Origin of the sequence: Shewanella inventionis, assembly GCF_014641855.1 — a bacterium.
GTDB lineage: Bacteria > Pseudomonadota > Gammaproteobacteria > Enterobacterales > Shewanellaceae > Shewanella > Shewanella inventionis.
In genome coordinates, this window is sequence record NZ_BMII01000069.1 from 1 (window position 1) to 10331 (window position 10331).

Annotated in this window: 7 protein-coding genes; 3 read left to right on the plus strand and 4 right to left on the minus strand. The window is 42.8% G+C overall.

Translation table 11 applies throughout. The features are described 5' to 3' along the window. Positions 1–168: 168 nt before the first annotated feature. Together IEW93_RS21145 and IEW93_RS21150 are read right to left on the minus strand one after the other, a co-directional pair. Positions 169–2637, minus strand: coding sequence for an alpha/beta hydrolase family protein (locus tag IEW93_RS21145; protein WP_188741186.1), 2469 nt, complete (start codon positions 2635–2637; stop codon positions 169–171). Between the two features lie 97 nt (positions 2638–2734). Beyond that, a complete protein-coding gene (locus IEW93_RS21150) occupies positions 2735–3421 on the minus strand; it encodes a DUF6933 domain-containing protein (RefSeq protein ID WP_188741187.1) in 687 nt (228 codons plus the stop codon). A gap of 209 nt (positions 3422–3630) precedes the next feature. On the opposite strand from IEW93_RS21150, the gene IEW93_RS21155 reads away from it, so the two are divergent. From IEW93_RS21155 to IEW93_RS21165, 3 genes are all read left to right on the plus strand, one after another. Continuing rightward, complete coding sequence (locus tag IEW93_RS21155; protein WP_188741188.1) at positions 3631–5037, plus strand: MBL fold metallo-hydrolase RNA specificity domain-containing protein; 1407 nt, start codon at positions 3631–3633, stop codon at positions 5035–5037. A gap of 472 nt (positions 5038–5509) precedes the next feature. Further along, positions 5510–5698: a MerR family transcriptional regulator gene (locus tag IEW93_RS21160; RefSeq protein ID WP_229706739.1), complete on the plus strand. Its 189-nt coding sequence runs from the start codon at positions 5510–5512 to the stop codon at positions 5696–5698. 215 nt (positions 5699–5913) lie between these two features. Further along, the gene (locus tag IEW93_RS21165; protein ID WP_188741189.1) at positions 5914–6135 is read left to right on the plus strand and encodes a DUF2375 family protein; all 222 of its coding nucleotides are present in this window, start codon (positions 5914–5916) and stop codon (positions 6133–6135) included. Between the two features lie 390 nt (positions 6136–6525). On the opposite strand, the gene IEW93_RS21170 is transcribed toward IEW93_RS21165, so the two are convergent. Together IEW93_RS21170 and IEW93_RS21175 are read right to left on the minus strand one after the other, a co-directional pair. Next, on the minus strand, positions 6526–9294 hold the full coding sequence (locus tag IEW93_RS21170; protein WP_188741190.1) for a response regulator: 2769 nt from the start codon (positions 9292–9294) through the stop codon (positions 6526–6528). A 453-nt stretch (positions 9295–9747) separates the two neighbouring features. Further along, positions 9748–10197 (minus strand): hypothetical protein, encoded by a 450-nt coding sequence (locus IEW93_RS21175; protein WP_229706740.1) that lies wholly within the window; start codon positions 10195–10197, stop codon positions 9748–9750. Between the last annotated feature and the right edge of the window lie 134 nt (positions 10198–10331).

Genomic DNA, 10331 nt, shown 5'->3' on the forward strand with positions numbered 1-10331 from the left:
AAACGTATCGACATCAATCAGCCAGTGAGCCAACATAAAAAATACCCTCAGCAATTAGTGTACTGAGGGTATTGTTAACCATCCGTAGGATCGTTCAACTGATCAATGCCTTAACTGATCGGTGTTACCGAATATCGGGGCTTTTTTATGCTCGGTCAATATCTCTGGTTACGGCTTTGCCGTTTCAGGATACAAGCTATTCCACCATTGAGGCTCGTCTTTAAGCTTCATATCAAACCAGGCCATGGTGGTGTTCCACCAGTCAAAGCGTGCTTGGCGAGTATTAATGTGATGGTCTTGGTCGTTAAACTCCACCAGCTCCACCTCTTTACCCAACAACTTAAGCGCAGTGTACATGTAATGGCTTTCGCCCACCGGCACATTAGTGTCGGCATTACCGTGAATGAGTAATAACGGCGTGGTGATTTTATCGGCATGATAAAGCGGGCTTTGCTCTACATAAAGCTCAGAATTATTCCACGGAAAACTGCCGCGACTCGCCACCCCTGAATAGCCATAGCCCCACCAACCATGCCCCCAATATGATGACAAATTACTGATCCCCGCATGTGACATCGACGCGGCAAAAATATCGGTTTGGGTGGCCAAATACATGGTCATAAAGCCGCCATAAGACGCGCCCATGTTACCCACACGTTTGGCATCAACTGATGGATACGCCTTTAAAAACGCTTTAGTGCCTTCAATAATGTCGTCTGCGCTGTACTTGCCCCAGGCATTAACATGACGACCGCTAAAGGCTTGGCCGTAACCAGTTGCGCCATTTGGTTGCAATACATACACAACATACCCTTGCGCGGCCCATAAATTAAATGGCCAACGCCCAGTAAAGTGACGCCCAACCGGTGATGTGCCGCCATAGTAGTACACCAATGCTGGGTACTTTTTATTGGCATCAAAATCTGCAGGTAAATACACGCGGCCGTCAATGTTATGGCCATGTTTGTTGGTAAAATCAAAATCGTCAATTTTACCTAAACGCGTATTGGCATAACGTTGTTTTTGGCTGTCGAATAACACCTGTTTACGGCTTGAATTAAGTGACATGCTGTAAGCTTTTTGCGGCACGGTTGCCGAGGTGCCAGCAAACACTAATGTGGGAGTCGATTGCCCAACAGCCACGCTAAAGCCATCAATCATATCAACATCTGTATCTATCTTGCTAAAGCGTTTTTTACTTTTATCAAATAAATATAACGGTGAGCGATCGCCTTCGGTAACGGTTAGCAGTAAATCATCATTTTCAAGCTTAGTCATACTGCCAATGGCAGGGTCAAAGTCTTTGCTTAATGCAGTGACATTGCCTTTATCATCTCGCCAATATAACTGGCCGTCGTAATCATTGACTTCAATATTGGGGTTTTGCATGCCAAGGCCTTCTATAAAGCGCGGACCGGCAGTGATATACATGCCATCATCAGCATACAAGGCGCCACTAAAGCTGCGATATTCACCCATTATGGTTTCGCTTAAATCCGCGACATTAAGTTCGATAAATTGAGTGATGCCATGAGCAGGAGCTGTGTAATCAACAGGTGAGCGAGTGAGCAACAAGGTGCCTTTATCGGCGTTGCTGTCTAAAAGCGAGCTGGTGATCTTGCTGTCGGTAAGTTGACGAATAAAACCGGAGGCCACATCTAATTGATATAGCTGACTGTTGTTACGCCAATAGCTCCAGCGATCTTCCAATGCTTGAAAACGCTTTGAGGTCGCTTTGTCTTCGGCTTTAAAGGGCTTTTCCCAGTTAAAAAGTAAACTGTCGCCAAACCACTGCAAGCCAGACACATTATCAAGCTCAGTCGCGATAACATCGATGCTTAAATCAGCCACATTAAATAGTTGAATTTGCTTGTTAGCCACAAACGCGAGGTGTTTTGAATCATCTGACCACACCGCACTGCTTGGGCGACTCTCCTGCCAGCGATACAGTACGCTGTTGTCTGGCAGTTTGCGTAGCTCAGTTACCTGAATTGGCGTATCACCCTGGGCGGCTTGATATTCAATGGTTGATTGCAGTAAATACTTACCATTCGGCGATAAGGTTAAATTGCTGATGACCTTTGAGTCAAAAAGCTGCTCGGCCGATACGCGATGTGTTTGTTGCGCAGAAAAATCAAGCTCATCAACATCGCTTTTACCTTGCCAATCTAGGCTAAAAGGCTCGTCTTTTTGCAAGCCATCGGCGAGCAACATGAGCTGATAATCGCCATTAGCGAATGTAAGCTCAACCTTGTCTGCCGATTTAACAAGTTGACCATTAACATACACCTGCGGGTTTTTAAGGCCTTTGACTGTTAACGTGCCTTGAGTAAATCGCTGGGTAGATACAGGTAACTGGTAAGCTAACCAGCCCTCTCCTTGTGCTGTCGATGTGGCGGCTTGCCATGACAGCGTTTGATTAAATAGCTTAACCTTATCGCCCTGTTGCGCTTGGCTGAGCTTGGCCGCCAAATTGGCACGCAAGGCATCGGCTTGAGCACTTTTAGACAACGCCGTAGCAGAAACTTGTGTTACCGGGCCAATACGTTGAATGTATTTTGTGTCAATGTCGACGCCAAATGCCATGCCTGAAACAGCCATGGCTAAACTGGTAAACACCAGAGAAAAAGCTTTCATTACACGTCCTTTTGTTTGTAACAAACCAGCTAGTAATAAATCAGTTTTTAATAGCCAGTTAATTATTATTAGTGAGTGATTTATTATTCATGGATATCTATTTTCGATAATTGCTAAGGTAAACCAGGTTGGTGGTGTCTAAAGGGCCTTCATCAAAATCAAGGTCTTTCAGCCAAGTATCTACAAACACATCGTTAGCAAAAAAATGGCTACTGCGCCCTTTTGCATTTCGAGGAAATTTACCCATAAAGACGCTAAAATCAATAAACTCATTGGGCATTAACAACATTCCATCTTCATAACATTGTTGCTCTAAGTGCCAGGCAACTTCGTTTAAATGCCCTTGTACGCTGCGATCGCCTCGCGGATGAAATGCACAGGTAGTATATTTATCATTATATCGTGCGATGGCTAAATCAGCCTCGATACTGTCAACGCCTTTCCTGTTGGCTAAAAACATAAAATTCGACACCATCATTTTCTCAAACATATTCAGAAAATCGATTTCATCGCCCTTTTTTGTCGCCAAAAACGTTAGGCAATAGCGGCTAACATAATCCATCACTAATAAGTATTTTTTACGCTTAACCGTCACACAGTGCACCACCCAATGCCATTGAGTGCCATCGTGTTCTTGTGGATCAACATCAGCAGGAAAAATAGGCGTAGCGACTGACTCTGCAATGGTTTTATGCGGTGCGGGTTCTAGGCAAGACAACACTTCACCTTTGCGCGTGACACTAAAAAACTCCACGGCAGCTTTGGTACAGTTAAACACTAACATCGGTAATCCATCGAACGTAAGGAAAAATTGGTTCAATTATAACAATAAGTCGATATTAACAACCACAACACAAAAGAGATTAACTCAAAATCGGCAACTTAGTTTGTAAGAGCTTGTTGTCACTAAACCGAGTTCACCGCCTTTTCTCGCTAAATCACTGTTCCACTGCTAAGTTATTTAACCAATCGGGGCTCAATTAAAGGATTAATATGCAGATTATTCATCATGGCGCGGTCAATGGAGTAACGGGTTCTTGCCACCAGCTCGACATTAACCCACAACGTCCAAGCAGTTATCTTATTGATTGCGGGTTATTTCAGGGCGCCGAAACCGCAGGTAAAAACTCTGCTGATCAACTGCAAATAGACTTCTCAATCGACAACATTCACGCGTTAATTGTGACCCATTGTCATATCGATCATGTGGGCCGGATCCCCTACCTACTCGCCGCCGGTTTTAAGCAACCCATATATGCCACAACTGCAACAGCGGCGTTACTGCCATTAGTGATTGAAGATGCCTTAAAAGTCGGTGTCACCCGCGATAAAAAGCTAATCCAGGCCTGTTTAAACCAACTCAATAAACTCATTATGCCGGTAGATTATCACCAATGGGTTTCATTACCGATAAACCTCAACAATGGGGCTCAACCTGTTAAGCAAATTAAGCTTAAGTTTAAACCTGCAGGGCATATTTTAGGCTCGGCCTATGTTGAGCTTGACCTCAAAGGGCCGAATTATAAACACAGAGTGGTTTTTTCAGGTGACTTAGGCGCAACCTACGCCCCATTGCTGGCGAGCCCTAAAAGCCCTTATCGAGCCGATACCCTAGTGATAGAGTCAACCTACGGTGATAAAAACCATCAAGGCCGAAAAGATCGCAGCAAACAACTCAAAGGAATTATTGAAAAAGCAGTTCAAGATAATGGCGTGGTGCTCATTCCTGCTTTTAGTATTGGCCGTACACAAGAGTTGCTATACGAGTTTGAACACATTATTTTTCGTAATCAACACAACCCCATGTGGCAAAATATCGACATTATTGTCGACTCACCCATGGCGGCAAACTTTACTCAACAGTATCGTGCGTTTAAGGATTTATGGGACAAAGAGGCCAAGCAAAAACTGTCACAGGGCCGTCATCCACTAGATTTTGCACAGCTCACCACTATCGACAGTCATCAAGATCACTTAGCGGTAATCAACTATTTAGATTCGGTCAATAAACCCGCCATCATCATTGCCGCATCTGGCATGTGCACTGGTGGCCGTATTAGTAATTATCTTAGCCGCTTTTTACCTAAGGCGACTACCGATGTATTATTTGTCGGCTACCAAGCCAAAGGCACCACTGGCCGATACATCCAGCAATATGGTCCACAAGGCGGTTATGTATATATTGATGAACAACGAATAGACATTAAAGCCGTTATCCATACCATAAGCGGCTACTCTGCCCACGCCGACCAACACAACCTCATCAACTTTGTAAAACGCATGCATCACAAACCTAAACACATTCGTATCGTTCATGGCGATGATGAGGCTAAACAAGCGTTAGCCGACGCGTATCAAACCTTATTACCCACGGCAGATATTGAAATAGGTAAAGAATAACGGGTAATTAAAGTATTTGGCCTCAAGTAATAGGTATAAAACCCTCGGGTCTGTTGATCTTTCAAGATTGTTTTTGCAGCGAATTGTTGGTCTTTACTCACATATATAACTGCGCGGCAGAGTCTTTGAGGTGTAGTTATTCTACATAAAAAGTCGATAACGCAGTAAAAATGGCCAACAAACGCTGCCCAAAGGGTTCGGCTAAAAACGTTTTACTCTTTGTTGAATGACTCTTTGCGAATAAAGAGTTGCTTAGATGACTAGGCATCAATCCATTCGCCTCGATTAAAACGTTTTTAACTCGAACAAAATTCAAACAGCAAAGATCAACAGACTCTAGGGACGTCGTAAGAATAATCAAACTCAGAGAAGGTGTCTGAGGCAAAGACTTCAGATTGATACGCTAAACCGACAACCCAGTAACTATTGTCGGTGTAACCTGCAATGCTATTTTCAAATAAATAACTCTCGTGTGGATCGTCAACAAGACCTAAAGTCTTCCTGCGCCGAGGTAGACAAGATCATTGCCCAGCAACTGGAGCGAATTCAACAGGCACAAAAGGAACTGGCATTATTAGAGCAATCATTAGCCAAGCTCGCATCCTGTTGCCAATACCACCACATTAAAGATTGCAGTATTTTACACACACTGAAATCGTAATAGGCTATAAGACAATTAGGCATTTTATCATTGAATAAGAGATAGTATCGCTTTACTGCATGTGCCTAAACAACTATGATCTCGCGCAATTAGCTGTTGCGCATAATGTACTGTTTACGCTTTCATTAGCATGATAATAAACCCAAGCTCACAGGCTGATTTTAAAACACATCAAATAGGATAATCTGCCCTCAAAGCACAGTATGGATACCATTATGACAACACAAACAATCACCGTACTTTACTACCCAGCAGAACTTGCCATTAAACCTTTAGCCGAAGTGCTATACGATCTCGAAGTGGGTGTTAACGGCCGTGTGATCATTCCGATGGAATACAAAGAAGATAAAATCATCGTCGCGGTATTTAAAGGTGAAGTAGAACTGCTCAACGCATTAGGCGATCGCGTTGCAGCTGAATGCAACGACGTTGCCTAACAATGTTGCGTTTTCTATGGGTAGCCTGGTGCGTTATCCGGTTATGCTTAATCCCAATCAGGATAAATAAGTGATCAGAGATTGCAGCGAGAGAGTGGCTCTACCTTCAACATTTTTAACGACGTTATAAGCGATGTTATAAGCGAAGTTAACCAGTAATAATGATCACACTCCTGCGCTGGTTAGTATAATTAACTGACGCAGGCACGCACTGAACCACACATCAGCCTATCGACTCTACGTTGATTTAGTTTAACTGACAGCCACTTATCATCCATGTTGGTAAACCTAAAGCTTGACCCAAGTGGCTTGCCGATTTTGTGCAAGCACAACAACCAACGCATACTGTAGTACTAATGTTACAATGCTTTTAAGCACCTAAGTCACGATTCACACCATCCTTTTAGAGCTGAGTGCATTTTTTAGTATGTCGACCGCCTTGCTGTAATTAAGCATTTGTACTTCTTGATTAAATGCTGAAAACGCCTCAGCTCCCATCAGTAATCGGATGCGGTCGGCATTATTATCGACTATCTCACTTGCGGATAAATCATTGGTTTCCAATGCGATGATCAGCTGTTCTACTTCAATTTCGGCCATTTTTTCCACAGTCGTTTCTACTGTGTTGTTTGCAGGTGATGTTTGTAATGTTTGTTGCGCTAAAAAGTCTTGGCTATTGTGCTGTAGTTGTTTTAGCTCACGAATAATATTTCTCAATAATTGAGCTTGTTCATCATGCTCACCTTTGCGTAAACTGATTTCAGCTTGTGAGGTCAAATTGTATAGCACTTTTGCACCCACCATTCCCGAACTTCCGCGTAACTTATGTATTTCAGCGGCTAAAGCAAGTCGTTTCTCACGTTGATCAAAGGGGAATGCGTCAAGGTTAATGTGTTCCAAATCTCGGTGTTCTTCAAACAAACGTCGTAAAGCAAATTCGAATAAATTCACATTCCCTTGAAATAAATCAACGCTATTCGATATGCCGGTGATTTCGGGCCAATTTGGCACGCTTGTTACGCTATTACTAGCATCAATGTGCTCAATCATCACAGCCCTTTCTCGATAGCGTTCAACCTGTTTACGAAGGCACAAGATCAACTGTCCGGGCTCAATGGGTTTACTCAAAAAATCGTTCATGCCAATACTTAGCGCCCTATTCTTTTCATCTATTAAGGTGCCGGCCGTTAGGGCTATGATAGGCAGCTTTTTAATGTGCAATTGTTGGCGTATAAATGTCGTGGTTTCTAGGCCATCCATCTCAGGCATTTGCACATCCATCAGCACGACATCAAAACTGTTCATGGCATCTTTTAATGCATCAATGGCTTTAGTACCACTGCATGCCGTTGTCACAACTGCACCATTGTTGGTGAGTATTTGTTCAACCACATCGAGGTTCATCTGGTTATCATCAACAACTAAAATCCTCACGCCAGGTAACCACTTAGCTTTAATCGCTTCCATTTTGGTAGACTCAAGCACCCGAGATGTATCACCTGTGTGATCAATAAGAACTTTATTCACCAAGCTAAAAAGCTCGGCAGGTTGAACTGGATAAAGCAAAATCCCGTTAATGCGCTCGCCATCATACTGGGCTACATCCCTTTGTTGATCAGCAGAACACACTGCAATGACGGGGATATTTGGCCATTGTGGAAGATTAAATATGTCTTCAATGATCGGTCGGCTGTCTAACTGATATCGTTTCCAGTCAATTACAACCACATCAGGTAATGCTTTTTGACTGGTTAAACGTTGCTCAAGCTCTTGCTTAAACTGCTCAAGGTTTGAACCACAAAAGACACGCCATCCTAATGACGTGCCAATTTTTTTCAACACGCAGTCTTTCTGATCAACATCACCGAGCACCCAAATATGGATAGCTTCTACAATGGAGTCAGTACTAAAACCGTCATCGTTATCAAGCAAGGTGAAAGGCACGTCTAACCAAAATCGACTGCCTTTGCCCATCTCACTCGCCACACCGACTTTACCACCTAATAATTCACTTAAGTTAGTAACAATCGACAAGCCAAGCCCGGTACCATCAAAGCGTCGATTAATACCATCGTCAGCCTGGTTAAAGGGCTGGAATATCTTTTTCTGCTGCTTTTCAGAAATACCAATACCAGTGTCTTCAATGGTAAAACGCACTAACTGCTGCTCAGGTAATGCAGTGTCTGACCCTTCACGAGTGACGGTTAACGTTACTCCACCTTCATTGGTAAATTTGATTGCGTTACTCAACAAGTTAGTGATTACCTGCTGCAGCAGTTTTTTGTCTGTAAGCACAATGGGAGTCACATCAGGATCTACATGCAAGCCTAATGTGATGCGCTTTTGATTAGCCTGATTAGAAAAAACACTATAAATTTCATCGAGTAATTGCTGCAGATTACAAGGCTCAAGCACTACAGGCATTTCATTAGCTTCGATTTTGCTTAAATCTAAAATGTCATTGACAATTCCGAGCAATGAGCGCCCTGCCAATTGAATGTTACTCACCAACTTCAACTGTTCAGAGGTTAACTCCTTCCCTTTAAGCAGATGAGTTAATCCAATCACCGCATTAAGTGGTGTGCGGATCTCGTGGCTCATGTTCGCTAAAAATGAGGTTTTTGCCTGGCTGGCACTTTTGGCTTTATCAATGGCACTTTTTAAGGTTTTTTCAATTTTTTTACGTTCGGAAATATTGCGAATAGAAGACGCAATAAGCATTTTGTCATCTAATTGAATGGGGCTTAAGCTCACCTCAACAGGAAACTCAGAGCCATCTGCATGGCGGCTAAAGAGATCATCAGCCATTCCCATAGGGCGTGTACGGGGCTTATTAACGTAACCATCCACATAACTGTCATGTTTGCCAGCAACCGACACAGGCACAAGCATATTAATTTTTTGTCCGACCAACTGCTCACGACTGTAACCAAACAACTTTTCCGCCTGGGAGTTAATTAACACTATCACCCCAGAGGTATCAATAATAACCATGGCCTCAGGCGATAACTCGGTCAAACTTTCAAACATATTGTCTTTTTGTTTTTGGGCCTCAAGCTCTTTTCTAACCTGAGAAGCAATAATCATTCGGGTATTATTTGCCCAAGAGTAATAGAACAACATTAAGGCTAAAATTGAAAAGGCGAGAAATATCAGCATCTGCTTCAACAGCAAAACCAATGCATTTTGGTACACTTTAGCCGCAGAAAATGTGGCCCTTACTGTTAATTGTCCAGTGACATCACCGGGGTTAGGGGTAACTAGTGTTTCGGCACTTAACAGTGAACCTTGCTGATTTTCCCATGTGTAAAGGCCATGGTTTAAAGCGCTAAAAAGATTTGTCGTTCGTTTAAAGGCATCTTTCCAGCGATAAGCTATTGATTTTAAATAAAGTTAATATAAGGGGCTAAGAACACAAAAATATCCAATTGATTTTATTGAAGTTAAATCCAAAAACACATTCCCATGTGACTTAACCCGTCCTTTTCAGCGTCATTGAGACAGTGCCTTTTATACAGTGTCTACTGCGGTTAACCATTGAATATATTCATCATAAGTCTGGGACAACATCTACGCCCTCTTCCCCCGCCAACCGAGCGAGGGTTATTGAGGCTAGTCTAACTCTTTCTTAAAATCATCATACAACTTTTGCACAATAGGCTCGGATGCCGCACTAAAGAAGTTAAGCATCGAATCTTTAGATGAAAAAAGCTCCTTTAATTTTATAGAATACCCAGGGGCGACGGGAGAAATGGGGATCGCATTATAAGACCACATGATGTTACCTGAGCGATCAAATAGCTGGGCAGCAATATTAAAACGAGAATTAAACTCATCTGAAAAACCATGTACCATGCCTAAAACCACCACATTAAGCGTGATCACTAACTTATTTTCAGAATCGCTATCAAACTTAATATTAAGCTTGTCAGCTGTTACTTTTTCAACAAATTGCTTCTGCACAATCTCATTGAGGCTTATATCGTGTTCTTCCATAAACTGTAACGCAAGCTCTCTGACACCTAGACCGTCACTGCCTGTCGCAGAGTGATAATAACTCACTCCTGTCCGTGCGACCTGAGGTCGTATGAAGCGCTGTTCACCGCGATAAGAGTGAACCATCTGTATCACCAGATGCCCCTAAGACTCTGAATAAAGCAGCGAGTCTGACAATGTAACGATATTCGGTTTTATAC